Origin of the sequence: Cyclobacterium jeungdonense (genome assembly GCF_010994275.1) — a bacterium.
GTDB classification, from domain to species: domain Bacteria; phylum Bacteroidota; class Bacteroidia; order Cytophagales; family Cyclobacteriaceae; genus Cyclobacterium; species Cyclobacterium jeungdonense.
This window is the reverse complement of record NZ_WMCD01000007.1, coordinates 190,304-204,538: the sequence shown is the minus strand read 5'-3', so window position 1 is coordinate 204,538 and position 14,235 is coordinate 190,304. Positions and strand designations below refer to the sequence as shown.

13 protein-coding genes are annotated in these 14,235 nt (G+C 46.3%); 11 read left to right on the top strand and 2 right to left on the bottom strand.

Going from position 1 to position 14,235, the window contains the following annotated elements; all coding sequences use genetic code 11:
* Positions 1-620: 620 nt before the first annotated feature.
* Together GKS34_RS15225 and GKS34_RS15220 are read right to left on the bottom strand one after the other, a co-directional pair.
* A complete protein-coding gene (locus tag GKS34_RS15225) occupies positions 621-938 on the bottom strand; it encodes a type II toxin-antitoxin system RelE/ParE family toxin (RefSeq protein WP_163385843.1) in 318 nt (105 codons plus the stop codon).
* Complete coding sequence (locus tag GKS34_RS15220) at positions 926-1,108, bottom strand: hypothetical protein (RefSeq protein ID WP_162344334.1); 183 nt, start codon at positions 1,106-1,108, stop codon at positions 926-928. Before GKS34_RS15220 ends, GKS34_RS15225 begins: the two co-directional genes overlap by 13 nt.
* A 1,312-nt stretch (positions 1,109-2,420) precedes the next feature.
* Between GKS34_RS15220 and GKS34_RS15215 the strand changes: the two genes are divergently transcribed.
* The 11 genes from GKS34_RS15215 to GKS34_RS15165 all read left to right on the top strand — a co-directional run bounded on the left by GKS34_RS15215 (position 2,421) and on the right by GKS34_RS15165 (position 14,154).
* Complete coding sequence (locus GKS34_RS15215; protein ID WP_163385842.1) at positions 2,421-2,804, top strand: hypothetical protein; 384 nt, start codon at positions 2,421-2,423, stop codon at positions 2,802-2,804.
* A 1,283-nt stretch (positions 2,805-4,087) separates the two neighbouring features.
* Positions 4,088-4,333 (top strand): DUF8507 family protein, encoded by a 246-nt coding sequence (locus GKS34_RS15210; RefSeq protein ID WP_163385841.1) that lies wholly within the window; start codon positions 4,088-4,090, stop codon positions 4,331-4,333.
* Positions 4,330-4,731, top strand: coding sequence for a putative toxin-antitoxin system toxin component, PIN family (locus GKS34_RS15205; RefSeq protein WP_163385840.1), 402 nt, complete (start codon positions 4,330-4,332; stop codon positions 4,729-4,731). Before GKS34_RS15210 ends, GKS34_RS15205 begins: the two co-directional genes overlap by 4 nt.
* Before the next feature lie 14 nt (positions 4,732-4,745).
* Positions 4,746-5,072: a hypothetical protein gene (locus GKS34_RS15200; protein ID WP_163385839.1), complete on the top strand. Its 327-nt coding sequence runs from the start codon at positions 4,746-4,748 to the stop codon at positions 5,070-5,072.
* 147 nt (positions 5,073-5,219) lie between these two features.
* On the top strand, positions 5,220-5,420 hold the full coding sequence (locus GKS34_RS15195) for a hypothetical protein (protein WP_163385838.1): 201 nt from the start codon (positions 5,220-5,222) through the stop codon (positions 5,418-5,420).
* 972 nt (positions 5,421-6,392) lie between these two features.
* Positions 6,393-7,358, top strand: a complete 966-nt coding sequence (locus tag GKS34_RS15190; RefSeq protein ID WP_163385837.1) for an MraY family glycosyltransferase — start codon at positions 6,393-6,395, stop codon at positions 7,356-7,358.
* Between the two features lie 211 nt (positions 7,359-7,569).
* Complete coding sequence (locus GKS34_RS15185; RefSeq protein WP_163385836.1) at positions 7,570-8,736, top strand: aminotransferase class I/II-fold pyridoxal phosphate-dependent enzyme; 1,167 nt, start codon at positions 7,570-7,572, stop codon at positions 8,734-8,736.
* A gap of 2 nt (positions 8,737-8,738) precedes the next feature.
* The gene (locus tag GKS34_RS15180; protein ID WP_290226731.1) at positions 8,739-9,341 is read left to right on the top strand and encodes a sugar transferase; all 603 of its coding nucleotides are present in this window, start codon (positions 8,739-8,741) and stop codon (positions 9,339-9,341) included.
* A 19-nt stretch (positions 9,342-9,360) separates the two neighbouring features.
* Complete coding sequence (locus GKS34_RS15175; RefSeq protein ID WP_163385834.1) at positions 9,361-9,954, top strand: acetyltransferase; 594 nt, start codon at positions 9,361-9,363, stop codon at positions 9,952-9,954.
* A gap of 519 nt (positions 9,955-10,473) precedes the next feature.
* Positions 10,474-12,084, top strand: coding sequence for a capsule assembly Wzi family protein (locus GKS34_RS15170; RefSeq protein WP_163385833.1), 1,611 nt, complete (start codon positions 10,474-10,476; stop codon positions 12,082-12,084).
* A gap of 153 nt (positions 12,085-12,237) precedes the next feature.
* Positions 12,238-14,154 carry a polysaccharide biosynthesis protein gene (locus tag GKS34_RS15165; RefSeq protein ID WP_163385832.1) on the top strand — a complete coding sequence of 639 codons (1,917 nt, stop codon included), beginning with the start codon at positions 12,238-12,240 and terminating at the stop codon, positions 14,152-14,154.
* Positions 14,155-14,235: the final 81 nt, after the last annotated feature.

The following is a 14,235-nucleotide window of genomic DNA, read 5'->3' as shown; positions in this document are numbered from 1 at the left end:
TTTGCGTTTACTACCCCCATCAACCTTTGTCCTGCAATGCCCTTTCATAAAAGCCAAGTGACTGTTTAGGGCGAGGCCTTTTTGCATTAAGGCCTTGTCGGGGATACAGCGGTGGTGGTTAAAGGTTAAAAAAATGCTTGACTCGCCTCCTTTGTCGGCTTACCTGGTGTTAATGGTATTTCGTCCCTTCGGGGCTTGTAATAGGATGGCGATTAATAGCCCGAGGCGTGAGGTTGCGCTTTATAGAGCATCTAGTAGCATTGACAGAACTTCTACGGATGAAAGAAGCGGGCAGGCTGGCACAAAACCGGGGGTGCGGGAGGTATGCGGGGGGAAGGATTTTTGTGCCTTGATCTTTTGGTACTTTTGGATCAAGCCAAAAGTACAGAAGGAATGGGCGTTTACCACCCCCATCAGCCTTTGTCCTGCTATGTCCGTTGATTCATGTCCTGCGCATTTTGAATTCTGCAACTGACCCGGGCATTGGCGGAAAGTCTTCACCAGTTTTAAGCGGCTGTTTAGCCAATGTAGGTAAGGCAAGATCCCAACTACCCCGGGCTGCGCCTCGTGCCTTGGCTTACCCGGGGTTAGCATATGGGAGGACCATTTTAGTTTACTGACTATTCCGTATCAAAATCCGGAAAGTCATAGGCATTTCCACCTAACCTTTCGCATCGATGAACAGTAACAATATCAATACGATAGGTATCAACTATATGATAAACAATTCTATGGTTTAATCTGATAAGTTCTCTTAATTTATCGTTTTGGAATTCAGGAACCATTTTTCCTAATCGTGGCTGTTCTTCAAGTATGTCAACCGCATTAAATAATCTATCTACCGTTAATTGTGCATACCTTTCAGAATCTTTTGAGATATATTCTCCGATTTCGTTTAAATCAAAGATGGCAGCATCGGTCCAGATTACTTTAACCATTTATTGAGTTTTTCTCTTGCCTCTTCTTTGGTATTTATCCGACCATTCACGGAATCATCAAGTCCTTTTTGGACGTTTTCAAGAAAAATCAAATGGTCTACTACCTGATCAATCGTAAGGTGCTCAGGTAATTGGTCCAGGGAATTGATGATCTGAGTCTTGGTTATCATGGTAATTATTTTTTTTCAAAGATAATGAATCAATTTTGAAAATCATCACATGGTCTTAAGGTTAGGGATCCCTGATCAGCTGAAGAAGTATATTTTTGGGTGCCCAGAGGGTTGATGCATTTTGGCTGGTTAACCGGCTCGGTGTCGGTCAGGCTTTAGGGTCTGGCCTTTTTGTTTTTAGTCCAATCCTGGTAGTTAAGGGTTAATAGAAAGGCTATCGGTCGGGGTGAGAGTACGGACTTTGCACCTAATCAATTTGACAGAACTTCTACGGATGAAAGAAGCGGGTAGGCCGGCACAAAACCGGGCAGTGCGGGAGGATTGCGGGGGGAAGGATTTTTGTGCCTTGATCTTTTGGTACTTTTGGATCTAAGCCAAAAGTACAGAAGGAATTGGCGTTTACTATCCCCATCAGCCTTCGCCCTGCCATCTGCGTCAACCTGAAATGGAACCAGCCCGGGCATTGGCGGAAACCTGGTTTCTCTTTTTAGCGGCTGGATAGCCAATGTAGGAAACGCAAGACCCCAACTACCCCGGGCTGCGCCTCCTTTGTCGGCTTCCCCGGGGCTAGTGGTATTTTGCCCCTTCGGGGCTTGGAATAGGATGGCGATTAATAGCCCGAGGTGTGGGGTTGCGCTTTATAGAGCATCTAGTAGCATTGATAGAACTTCTAGGGATGAAAAAAGCGGGCAGGTCGGCACAAAACCGGGGGTGCGGTAGGATTGCGGGGAGAAGGATTTTTGTGCCTTGATCTTTTGGTACTTTTGGATCTAAGCCAAAAGTACGAAAGGAATTGGCGTTAAAGAGAGAAAACCACGAATGTCGTGGCATGCCCTTTGCCTAAAGCCAGGTGCCTGTTTAGGGCCTGGCCTTTTTGCATTTGGAGTGCTTAGGGTTCAACCGCGGTGGTTAAGGGTTAGTTGGCTCGTCCCTTAGGCTCCACTCAGGGAACGGAAGTACTGAAAATCAGCATGATATCTCAAGATCCCTATGTTTCTTCGTCTCCCCATCTCTCAGTCCCTAAGTCTCTCAGTCTCAATTCCTGATAGTTTAATGGCTAAAATGTTCATGTTGACTAGCACGTCTCTCAGTCCTTTCTTCTCAATTTCTGGCAGATAAGAATTAAAATGTTTAATCGGTTATTTGGTCAATCGTTTAATTCTTTAAAAAATTAAAAAAATTCTTGCTTAGAAAACAAATAATCTTTAGATTAATGCTGTTTATAATTGATTGGATCAGGTAAACATTTTAAGAATGTTTTATAAAGTTGAATTATTAGGTATTTAAAATTTGATTTTTATGATTACATCTTATGAAAATTTTATTAAATCTAAAATTTTATTTTATTGGTTTATTAATGCTGAATTTCGCTTGCAGCGAAATTGATAAGCCAGATAACACAATTGATTCTTTGAATTTAGACCTTTCAGAAGATATTTTAGATGAGCTTTCATTTTTAATGAGTCAGGCCCAAAATGGAAACCGCAATGTGAGTATTGATCCTCAGGTAATGGCCTGTCTGGGAGTAGCATCCGGAGTCGTTGGCGTTTACGATTTAATCCAAAATACTTCAGCCTTGGGCTCAGTCACGTCGATAACCAAAGCATTGAAGCTACTGGGAAGAAGAGCGATGGGCTGGGTTGGGGTTGGAATTATGATCGTTGATTTTACTACTTGTTATTATGGAGCAGCCTGAGAATTTATCTGTATTCAATCCAAAAGAACTTCAGAGTAATACCAGTGTTATTACCATATCCATCTATGTACTTTATGGTTTAATTGCGTATTTGTCTTTGCCCTATTTTGTGGGGTATATAGCCTTATTTTTTTTATTGGTTAACTTCTTGTTGATTGGAAAGCTTTTTTATGAAATCGAGAAGAAAAAGAGTGAATTAAACGTGATACGCAATCGGTTTTTTGCCTTATTAAGGACAATTGTCAATCTATTGCTACTCTTTTTAATTCTTTACCACATGGGTTTGGTTTAAAATCGGAGAATTTGATTGAATAGCAACATGTTAAAGTGTTAAGAGCCGGCTGAGTGCTTGGGTACGGGCCCGCTGGCAGGTGGAATGGTGTTGGATTCATTCCTGGTAGTTGATATGTTTAATCGTTTACCGTTTCACCACAGATGGCCACAGATTAGCACAGATTTTTAATGGGTACCGGCTGGTGTGTAGGTTCTTGCATTTTGGCAGGAGGGCTGGTTTTGGTTTCGATTGTGGTAGTTAAGGGCTAAAGAGACTACCGTTCGGGTTGAGAGTACGGACTTTGCACCAATTAAATTTGACAGAACCTCTAGGGATGAAAGAAGCGGGTAGGCCGGCACAAAACCGGGCGGTGCGGGAGGTATGCGGGGGGAAGGATTTTTGTGCCTTGATCTTTTGTTACTTTTGGATCAAGCCAAAAGTACAGAAGGAATTGGCGTTAAAACAAGGAATACAACCTGTGTCCTTCCGTGCGCTTTGTCTAAAGCCAGGTGACTGTTTAGCATCTGGCTTTTATGCATTAAGGCCTTGTCGGGGATACAGCGGTGGTGGTTAAGGGTTAAAATAATGCTTGACTCGCCTCCCACTCCTTGTTTTAGGAGGGGGCCGGGGGGTAGTTCCAGACCTGCTTGGGCATTGGCGGAAAGTCTACTCCATTAGTAGGCCGCTCTTTAGCCAATGCAGGAAACGAGGTGGTCCCACTACCCCGGGCTGCGCCTCCCTTGTCGGCTTACCCGGGGATAGAATCCTTCCACCCCTGCCGGGGTTTGGTTTTATAACCGGAAAGCAGTCTGGTGTGTGGGAACCGTTAAGGGTTAAAGGAGTCTTTCATCAATTAACCAGTTAAGCAATTAAAAAACCACAACACCACATCATTAAAGCATCAAACCATCACCCCATTATCAGTATGCCGCCTTCCCTTCCGATTAATCTTGAACTTCTCTTCAGCCAAACTTGTTTTTTTGTTTGGTTTCATTACATTTCTATCCTTATGGAAAAACAGCCTGCAAAGTCATCTTCGTTGAGTAATTTACAGCGGGAAATGCTCAAACTCTATGCACAAGATGTATCAGAAAAAGATCTGATAGCCATCCGTTACCTGATTGGCCAATATTTTGCAGAAAAAGCAATGGATATGGCTGACGAAAGCTGGCAGAAAAAAGGTTGGACAAATGAGGATGCCGAAGAATTGTTGAAAGCTAAAATGCGTACACCTTACAAAAGTGACAAAAAGTGAGGGTGGTTTTAGATACCAACATTTTACTAGTATCTATATCAAGACGTTCACCGTATCATTGGGTTTTCCAAAAGCTTATTGAAGGAGCCTACCAACTTAGCGTGACTACCGAGATTCTTTCTGAATATTCCGAGATAATTGAGAAACATATGGGAAAAAAGGTAGCCGACCCGGTGCTGCAAGCGCTTCTGGAACTGCCAAACGTAGAAAAAATTGAAATTTACTTCAGATGGAATCTCATTAAAGACATGGATGACAATAAGTTTATTGACTGCGCAGTAGCTGCAGGTGCGGACTACCTGGTAACGCAGGACAAGGACTTTAATATTCTGGAAAAAATAGAATTCCCTATAATTAAATCTATTTCCATAGCTGAATTTAAGCGGTTATTGTTATAAACTTTTTCCCTGCCTTGCCTCCCCCTCCTTTGTCGGCTTACCTGGTGTTAATGGTATTTCGTCCCTTCGGGGCTTGTAATAGGATGGCGATTAATAGCCCGAGGCGTGAGGTTGCGCTTTATAGAGCATCTAGTAGCATTGACAGAACTTCTACGGATGAAAGAAGCGGGCAGGCTGGCACAAAACCGGGGGTGCGGGAGGTATGCGGGGGGAAGGATTTTTGTGCCTTGATCTTTTGGTACTTTTGGATCAAGCCAAAAGTACAGAAGGAATTGGCGTTAAAGAGAGAAAACCACGAATGTCCTGTCATGCCCTTTGATAAAAGCCAGGTGACTGTTTAGGGCCTGGCCTTTTTGCCTTTGGGCCTGTTTTTGGATTCAGACCTGGAGGTTGATATGTTTGATCGTTTACTAATTCACCACAGATGGCCACAGATTAACACAGATTTTTTTGGCGGGAAAGTTGATTAAAATTTAAATGGCATTTGAATGGCCGGACTTAAGCGTCTGGCCATTTTGCATTTGAGTGGGTGTTCTTTATTTCATGAACCGATAATCGAAGCACCCATTATTTTTGATAACATGTCAACAGAAAAGCCAAGCGGGCAGGCCGGCACAAAACCGGGCGTGCGGGAGGATGGTGGGGGGAAGGATTTTTGTGCCTTGATCTTTTGGTACTTTTGGATATAAGCCAAAAGTACAGAAGGAATGGGCGTTTACCACCCCCATCAGCCTTTGTCCTGCTATGCCCTTTGACCAAAGCCAGGTGACTGTTTAGGGCCTGGCCTTTTTGCCTTTGGGCCTGTTTTTGGATTCATTCCTGGTGGTTGATATGTTTGATCGTTTACTGATTCACCACAGATGGCCACAGATTAGCACAGATTTTTAATGGGTACCGGCTGGTGGATAGGTTCTTGCATTTTGGCAGGAGGGCTGGTTTTGGTTTCGATCGTGGTAGTTAAGGGTTAAAGAGACTACCGTTCGGGGTGGGAGTACGGACTTTGCACCAATTAAATTTGACAGAACCTCTAGGGATGAAAGAAGCGGGTAGGCCGGCACAAAACCGGGCGGTGCGGGAGGTATGCGGGGGGAAGGATTTTTGTGCCTTGATTTTTTGGTACTTTTGGATCAAGCCAAAAGTACAGAAGGAATTGGCGTTAAAACAAGGAATACAACCTGTGTCCTTCCGTGCGCTTTGTCTAAAGCCAGGTGACTGTTTCGGTTCTGGCTTTTATGCATTAAGGCCTTGTCGGGGTTTGGTCATAAAAGGAACGCTGTTTTACCTGTAGATACGTGCTTTGGTGTAGTTTCCCTGGCGGTGGATTCAACTGTCGAGCATATGGGTTGAAATAGCTCGGAACAGGCTGGGTTGTAGTTACGGGCAGATAGGCAGGAAATGCGGTATTGGATTCAGCTGCATTTTTTAAGGGTTAAGCATTCGGGCCATCACCACACCATCCCTTCGTCCCTAAGTCTCCAATTCCATTTGTGGCCTTCGAGGCTCTTTGTGTTTGTGACTAAAAATTTCTGTACTCCCTCCATCTCTCAGTCACTTTGTCCCTCAGTCCCTCAGTTTCCCCTGCCTTCGTCTACAAGTCAACCCAATTGCTACTATAAAATAAATAATAATTAATTACCTTTGCCAGAGCCCTTTTTACAGCCATGTACTACCTGATTGCCTTCTTTTTTTTTCTGGGAGCATTGCTCCTTTATTTTCGCCTGGCCGAACGCTACCGGATCATTGACAAACCCAATGAACGCTCCTCTCATACCCAAAGTACCATTCGCGGCGGGGGCATGGTGTTCGTTCTGGCAGTGGCCCTGGCCTGGCTGATGGGGGCGGCCTCCTGGCCACTGGCCCTGGCCATTTTGCTGGTGGGTGGGATCAGCATGTGGGACGATATCCGACCCCTTCATCAATTGCCGCGCATCAGTGCGCATTTTCTGGCCACTGCACTGCTGCTGCTGGACCTGGGGCAGGGCACCCATCTGGGAGTCTGGATACCCCTGCTGTTTTTCATGCTGATCGGCTGGACCAACCTGTTCAACTTTATGGATGGCATCAATGGGATTACCGTGCTCTATGCGCTGGTGGCCCTGGGGAGTTTTGCCCTGGTTCCGGAAATGTCCGGGGAAAGGGAACTGCTCCTGCTGCTGGCCCTGGCTTGCCTCGCTTTTGCCTGGTTTAATGTGCGGAAAAAAGCCCGCTGTTTTGCCGGGGATGTAGGGTCTGTCAGCATGGCCATGGTGCTGGGCTACCTGATGATCAAGCTTATTATCCTTACCGGAAATCCGGCTTACCTCTTTTTCTTTACCATTTATGGCCTGGATGCCGTGATCACCCTTTTGCTGCGTCTTTACCGCAGGGAAAATATCTTCCAGCCCCACCGCAGCCACCTGTACCAGTACCTGGCCAATGAGGCAGGCATTCCGCATGTGCAGGTCTCCCTGGCTTATGCCGGATTGCAGTTGATCATCAACGGGATATGGGTCTACGGTGTTGGCCTCGAAACCTTTCACTGGTTCTCCGCCATGGTCTTCGTTTTGTTGATGATTACGGGCTATTTGGGTTTCCGGTATTGGCTGATCAAAAAAAATGTAAAAAATATTGAAAAAAAAAATTCCTGAAATTCGATCGGCCCATGCGGATCAAATAGTTTTAGTTATAAGGAAAATGCCACAAGCCCATAAGAAAAAGTACTTGATTTTTTTGGTAAAAAAATTATGCGATTTTTAAGATTTACAGCCGTTTAAACTTACATTTCGTGGATGGACCATCATTTAATTTTCCTGGAAATATTTATATCTTTAGCAGGTAGTATCGAATTACATGGAAGTAATGGGAAAAAGTAGAGAAAGAGTTTACCTGTCTTTTCCGGAATTTCAGGGTGCAGAAATAAAGCATGTCATGGCCGCCATGGAAGAAGGGCAGATCGCCACCAATGGCAGGTTTATTACCGCATTTGAGCAGGGGCTTTCCACGAAGTTTGGGGCTTCCCATGTGGTGGCAATCAATTCTGGTACTTCCGCTATTCATCTGGCTTTGCACCTGCTGGGCGTGGCCCCTGGAGACGAGGTGCTCTGCCAGAGTTTTACGTTTATAGCTTCTACCAATCCCATTCTTTACCTTGGAGCCCAACCGGTACTGGTGGACAGTGAGGAGGAGACCTGGAACATGTGTCCGGATACCCTCGAACTGACGATTCAAGCGCGGCTGCGGAAGAGAAAAAAGCCCAAGGCTATCGTGGTGGTCAACCTTTTTGGCATGCCCGCCAACTGGCCTCGAATTAAGGACATCAGCCAACGTTACCAAATACCCGTGATTGAAGATGCAGCAGAGGCAGTAGGGTCCCGTATCGGGGGGCAATATGCCGGAACATTTGGAGATTTGGGCATTTTTTCTTTCAACGGCAACAAGATCATCACCACTGGGAGTGGAGGAGCCTTGCTTACCGAAAACCGATTTCTGGCCAAAAAAGCCAGGTACCTTTCTACTCAGGCAAAACTGGATTTTCCCCATTACGAGCATTCTGAATTGGGGTTCAATTATAAAATGAACAATATTTCTGCTGGGATCGGTCTGGCCCAGCTCGACAGCCTGGAGGACCGAATCCAAAAAAGAAGGACCATCTTCCGGAGGTATCAGCAATTCCTGCAGGAACTCTCAGGTATCCACTTTTTGAAGGAACCGGAAGGTTTTTTCTCCAACCGCTGGCTGACAACCATGGTAATTGATCCCCTTCTGGCAGGATTTTCAGCCAGGGAGTTGATGATTAGCCTGCAGGACCAGGAGATCGAATCCAGGTTATTGTGGAAACCCATGCACTTACAACCCTTATATAAAAATACCCCATTCTTTGGAACGGGCGTTTCTTCAACGCTTTTTTCTCAGGGCATCTGCCTCCCCAGTAGCACAGGACTGAGGGAGGAAGAAATGGACCGGGTATTGGATGTGGTTTTTTCATTACACAAAGACATCATGAAGGTGTCAGATAAACTGCCTTGAAAGTGGGAAAACGAATCTTTGATTTTTTAGTATCCGTGGGACTACTGATGGTGCTCTCTCCGCTGATGGCAGCACTGGTGGTCTTGCTATGGTGGAGAGGAGAAGGACCGGTTTTTTTTACACAAACCCGTACCGGCCGGTCTGGAAGGCCCTTTACTTTGTTGAAATTCCGCACCATGTCCGAAGCCAGGGACGCGTCGGGTAAACTGCTAAGCGATGAAAAACGTTTGACACGAATTGGCAGCTGGTTAAGGCAAAGTTCGCTGGATGAATTACCGCAATTGTATTGTGTACTTCGGGGAGAAATGAGTTTGGTCGGGCCCCGGCCCCTGCTGCCGGAATACCTTCCCCTCTATTCTGAAGAACAAAACCGCCGCCATGAAGTCCTGCCAGGCATCACCGGAATAGCTCAGATCAAAGGGCGGAACAGGTTGAGTTGGGAAAATAAGTTCCGCTATGATACCTGGTATGTTCGCCATCGTAGTTTTCTGCTGGATGTAAAAATCCTGTACCTGACCATCCGGCCCCTGGTTCGTAGGGAACATATTTATCCCGAAGGTAGCCTTTCGGTAGTACCATTCCGGGGAAATCGGAAAAGTGCCTGAACCTTAAACACCTGATTCCATGTACATCTTTGGAGCATCCGGCCATGGGAAAGTAATCATTGACCTGCTAGGCACGGAGGATCGGGTACACGGTATCTTTGATGACAATACCCACTTAACCCAACTTATGGAGTTCCCGGTGCTTGGTCCGGTTCCCGATCATTTTATTTTTGACCATCCCTTAATGATTGCCATAGGGGACAACCGTGCGCGCCAAAAGGTTTACCTGCGGTACCGGGAAAGGGCGGATTTTGCCAGCATGGTCCATGACTCCGCTATTTTCAGCAAGCGTGCTACCATGGGAGCAGGCACGGTAGTCATGGAAAGATGCCTGGTAAAAGTAGACAGCCAGCTGGGCAGGCAGGTAATCGTCAATACGGCGGCTTCCATCGACCACGATTGCAGGATTTCAGATTTTGCACACATAGCTCCCGGAGCCATTCTTTGCGGAGGGGTCCGGGTGGGGGAAGGAACCCTGATTGGTGCTGGCAGTACCGTCTTGCCAGGCATCCAAATCGGGTCCTGGGTCAGGGTGGGTGCCGGATCGGTAGTTACCCGGAATGTGCCGGATGGCAGCACCTGGATCGGAAATGGTCTGAAAGCAAGCATTTAAAACCCAGCCCGGCTCCTCGGGATTTGCAATTCCGAGGACAGATTAAGGGGATTTGTAATCCCCATAACGTCTCCACTTTCTCCAAAACGATTCCGCAACCAGGATTGCAAATCCTGCTCATCTGTAGTCCGACATTTCAAATGTCGAACAGCACCTGCTCCTCGGGATTTGCAATTCCGAGGACAGATAAAGGGGATTTGTAATCCCCATAACGTACCCATCATCCCTAAAACGATTCCGTAATCAGGATTGCAAATCCTGTTCATCTGTAGTCCGACATTGCAAATGTCGAACAGCACCTGCTCCTCGGGATTTGCAATTCCGAGGACAGATAAAGGGGATTTGTAATCCCCATAACGTCTCCACTTTCTCCAAAACAATTCCGCAACCAGGATTGCAAATCCTGTTCATCTGTGGTCCGACATTTCAAATGTCGTACAGCACCTGCTCCAGGTTGCGAGGCATAAGATTGCCATTATTTCCTGCTTTTTTTGTAAAAAAGTTTATCTTTCGGCTCCAATGCTACGAACCCTTATTTTTACAGTACTATTTCTTTGTGTAAACCACGCTGCCTTGCAGGCCCAGGTTTTTGCAGGTGAGCCCATGCTGGAAGAAGCCGGAAGGAGAATGCAGCTCCTGGGCAAGGGAGACAACCGGGCCAGTTACCTTATTCGTCCCTTTGATTTACCGCTTGCGGAACTCATGGAAGGAGACAGCCTGGCTCCCGGAAAGGAAATCAGGGAAAACTGGAAATGGCTACCGGTAAGGGCTTCCCTGGGCCATTCTGCAAGCAGGCCTTACGGGTATTACCCTTACCTGACGGTGCCCGCCAGAGGACCTCAGCTCTGGTTAAATCCCGGCGTGCTATTCAGTAAAAATTGGCTGGAATTTCGTTTCCAACCGGAATTGGTTTTGGCTGGAAACACAGCTTATGAAGGATTTCCGGATCGTTACGGGCTTGCCACCAACCGCATTTATTTCCGTTATCCCAATACACTCAACTATCCGGAGCGTTTTAGTCAGGGAATGCTGCTTCGCCTGGGTTGGGGACAATCCAAACTGGCCGCCCACTGGCGCAACTGGGAATTAAGCCTCAGCACCAGTAATTTATGGTGGGGTCCGGGACAGTTTCAGTCCCTTATTTTCAGTCACCATGCTCCGGGATTTCCTCACCTGAGCCTGGGCACCAGGGCACCCCTGTCCACCTTTATGGGAACGTTTGAAGGGCAGGTATTGGTTGGTCGGCTAGCCAGTACAGCATATGCTCCCCTGCAGCAGGAGGCACTCAATCGTCAATTTTACCGGCCTCACCGGGAAGATCCGCGCTATCTGAATGCGCTGATCCTTGCTTACTCTCCGAAATGGCTAAAGGGCTTATCATTGGGTTTTTCACGGACTTTTCAGATCCATAACCAGGATCGGCCACCCGGATTTAGGGCTTTGCTGCCGGTAGTCATGCCCCTGATCAAGGAAAATTACGGATTTTCCAATGCCAATGGTGAATGGGACCAGCAGGTGGCAATATTTGGCCGGTGGTTGTTGCCCCAGGTACAATCAGAGCTTTATTTTGAGTATGGCCGGCGGGACCATGCATTGAATTGGCGGGAGTTTATCCTCAATCCCGAACATGCCCGGGCTTATTTGATGGGATTTACCAAACTGTGGACCCTGAAAAAGGGCCATTTCCAAATGCGGGCGGAGCTGACCCAGCAGCAGGAATCCATCAACCGCCTGATCCGGTATTCCGGCAATGCGGGTGCAACCTGGCACAGCCATTCCAGCCTCCGTGGATTTACCCATAGGGGAGAGCCCCTGGGGGTGGGCCTGGGTCCTGGTACCAATATGCAAACCCTGGAGTTGGCCTATTTGCAGGGGTGGAAAAAAACAGGAATACGACTGGAGCGGGTGGCCAGAAATGAGGATTTTTATTATGCTGCAGCAGGTGCAAATGCAGGTTTGGGGCCCTGGACCGATTTGGCCCTGGCCTTGTTATGGGAAAGGAAATTGGCTAACATCAACCTTTCGGCTACCGGACAATTTATTCATTCCCATCATTACCAATGGCAGGCTGCAGCGGGTTTAAGTTCCAATTTCAATTTACAGGTGCAAATGGTTTACCATTGGCCATAAAGGGATAGGAAAGTCCGGGATGGGCACCAGGTTATCATGGGATTTATTTTCCCAAAGTATTTTTCTGAGAAAAGTTTAGCTTTTTTGTAAGGTGAAAAACCATTATCTTTGGTATATATTTGCTGACAACTGCATAACCATAAGTTTTTATTCATGTTTTTTTCGAAAAAAATCAACATTCTCCCCAGGTGGTTTATCGCTTGTCTTGATAGTATTATTCTTTTCATATCCATCTTTTTTGCGTATTTCCTGGCAACCAATTTCGATTGGTTAAGGATGGCTGACCTGCAGGTTTTTCAGGGATCCCTTGTCTTCGTTTTAAGTGGCCTGTTTGTAATGTTTCTGACAAAAAGTTATACCGGAATAGTGCGTCATACCGGTATCATGGATGGGATGTTGATCCTGCGTACAGTTGGCTTTACGGTACTGGCGGTTTCGGTCCTTAATTTGTTAAAGTTGGTCATATATGGTGGCGGTAGGGTGGTTCCATTTGCGGTGCTGATCATTGGGGGAGTACTTGCTTTATTTTTCCTGATTACCTACCGCCTGCTGGTAAAGGATTTTTTCAGGAAAAACAAACTCAAAGGGATGGATTTGCCAAAGAAAAGAATATTGATCTATGGGGCAGGTGAGGCAGGAAGCATTACTTACCGGGCCGTGGTCAAAGACAGCCAGTACCAGTTTCTGGTTTCTGGGTTTCTGGATGATGACCCCCGGAAAAAGGGTAAATATTTTGAGGGATTGCCGGTATTCGGTAACGTTGACGAATTGCCGGATTTGGCAGAAAGATATGAATTGGAAGAATTGATCATAGCCATCATTGATCTTCCCCCCAGGCGAAAGCGGGAAATTATCGATGCCTGCATCCAATTGAATATCCATGCCATGACGATACCTCCGGTAAACCAGTGGATAGGCGGGAACCTCAGTCCCGGTGCACTCAGGGACGTAAAAATAGAAGACTTGCTTGGCAGGGAATCCATATGTCTGAAAAACAGCCGGGTATCTGCACTGATATCGGGTAAGCGGGTGCTGGTTACAGGAGCGGCAGGATCCATAGGCAGTGAATTGTCAAGGCAGATTGCCAGGTGCTCTCCGGAGGTTTTGGTATTGCTGGATATGGCCGAATCTCCCCTGCATGATCAGGAGGTATTTATTCAGAATGAATTCAAATTTCTGACACTTCACTCAATTTTGGAGGATGTGACCAACCTGGAAGGGCTCAAAAAGGTGTTTGATCTTTACAGGCCCGATTTTGTTTTCCATGCTGCAGCTTTAAAACATGTGCCCATGATGGAAAAGTATCCGGTCAAAGCCATTCAGTGTAATCTCCTGGGGACAAAAAATGTGGCGGATTGTGCAGTGGCATATGGCGTGAAAAAAATGGTCATGGTCAGCACAGACAAGGCCGTAAATCCCACCAATGTGATGGGGGCCAGCAAAAGGCTGGCTGAGATGTATGTACAATCCCTCGACAAATCCCAAAAGGAAAAGCACAAATCAGGAACAGCCTTTATCACTACCCGCTTTGGTAATGTATTGGGATCAAATGGTTCTGTCATTCCTTTGTTTAAACGGCAGATCAAAAATGGAGGACCTTTGACTGTCACTGACCCCGATGTTACCCGGTATTTCATGACCATACCCGAGGCCTGTGATTTGGTATTGGAGGCAGGAGTCATGGGTAAGGGGGGTGAGATTTTTGTTTTTGACATGGGTGAACCGATCAGGATCATTGACCTGGCGAGAAAAATGATTTACCTCAGCGGTAAAAAACCCGGCGTTGACATTGACATAGAAATCACGGGATTGCGTCCTGGAGAAAAGTTGTACGAAGAAGTATTGGATTCTGGAGAACAGTCCATTGAAACCCACCATCCTAAGATAAAAATAGCCATGGTCCGACCCGGCAATTTTCAGGAGATCAAAAGAAAAATGCTATTGTTTGAAACTTTATTTGATCCTGAAGATGAGATGCAGCTGGTTTTGCACATGAAAAAAATGGTTCCCGAGTACATCAGCAAAATGTCCCGCTTTGAGGTCCTGGATGGGCAGAAAGTGGAGAAATAAATCCTTTTTTCTCACACCCTCGCTCCTCGGGATTTATAATCCCAAGGCTCAGATAAAGGGGATTTGTAATCCCCATATCTT

Coding starts and splice junctions, on each gene's coding strand:
- GKS34_RS15225 (WP_163385843.1), bottom strand. CDS start 938: ATGGTTAAAGTAATCTGGACCGATGCTGCCATCTTTGATTTAAACGAA.
- GKS34_RS15220 (WP_162344334.1), bottom strand. CDS start 1,108: ATGATAACCAAGACTCAGATCATCAATTCCCTGGACCAATTACCTGAG.
- GKS34_RS15215 (WP_163385842.1), top strand. CDS start 2,421: ATGAAAATTTTATTAAATCTAAAATTTTATTTTATTGGTTTATTAATG.
- GKS34_RS15210 (WP_163385841.1), top strand. CDS start 4,088: ATGGAAAAACAGCCTGCAAAGTCATCTTCGTTGAGTAATTTACAGCGG.
- GKS34_RS15195 (WP_163385838.1), top strand. CDS start 5,220: ATGGCCGGACTTAAGCGTCTGGCCATTTTGCATTTGAGTGGGTGTTCT.
- GKS34_RS15190 (WP_163385837.1), top strand. CDS start 6,393: ATGTACTACCTGATTGCCTTCTTTTTTTTTCTGGGAGCATTGCTCCTT.
- GKS34_RS15185 (WP_163385836.1), top strand. CDS start 7,570: ATGGGAAAAAGTAGAGAAAGAGTTTACCTGTCTTTTCCGGAATTTCAG.
- GKS34_RS15175 (WP_163385834.1), top strand. CDS start 9,361: ATGTACATCTTTGGAGCATCCGGCCATGGGAAAGTAATCATTGACCTG.
- GKS34_RS15170 (WP_163385833.1), top strand. CDS start 10,474: ATGCTACGAACCCTTATTTTTACAGTACTATTTCTTTGTGTAAACCAC.
- GKS34_RS15165 (WP_163385832.1), top strand. CDS start 12,238: ATGTTTTTTTCGAAAAAAATCAACATTCTCCCCAGGTGGTTTATCGCT.